Origin of the sequence: Pseudomonas sp. H26/SER47-MNA-CIBAN-0231 (assembly GCF_040310465.1) — a bacterium.
GTDB classification, from domain to species: Bacteria; Pseudomonadota; Gammaproteobacteria; order Pseudomonadales; family Pseudomonadaceae; genus Aquipseudomonas; species Aquipseudomonas atacamensis.
Window position 1 is genome coordinate 1 of record NZ_JBEOPW010000109.1, and the last position, 262, is coordinate 262.

The 262-nt window shown below is 63.4% G+C and carries 1 protein-coding gene; it reads left to right on the forward strand.

Going from position 1 to position 262, the window contains the following annotated elements; translation table 11 throughout:
- A partial coding sequence (locus AAEZ10_RS27485) for a LysR substrate-binding domain-containing protein (protein WP_350571833.1) occupies nt 1–195 on the forward strand: 195 nt, incomplete at its 5' end.
- Between the last annotated feature and the right edge of the window lie 67 nt (nt 196–262).

A 262-nucleotide genomic window follows, 5' to 3' on the forward strand; every position in this document is an offset into this window, starting at 1 on the left:
GCGCTGATCTCCACGCATTTCACCGCGCGACGGCTCGCGAGGAACGAGCTCGAGATCGTGCTGCCCGACTGGCACCGTACGAACGACGTCGAGCTTCACGCGCTCTATCCGCGCCGCGCGACGCTCGACAGCAAGGTGCGGGCGTTCGTCGAGTTCCTCACCGAACTGTTCGCCACCTGGCGAACCGCGCCGTAACCGCCTCGCACGGCCGGCAATCGATGCACGTCGACTACATTATTGCAGCGCAGGAAAGGAATTAATG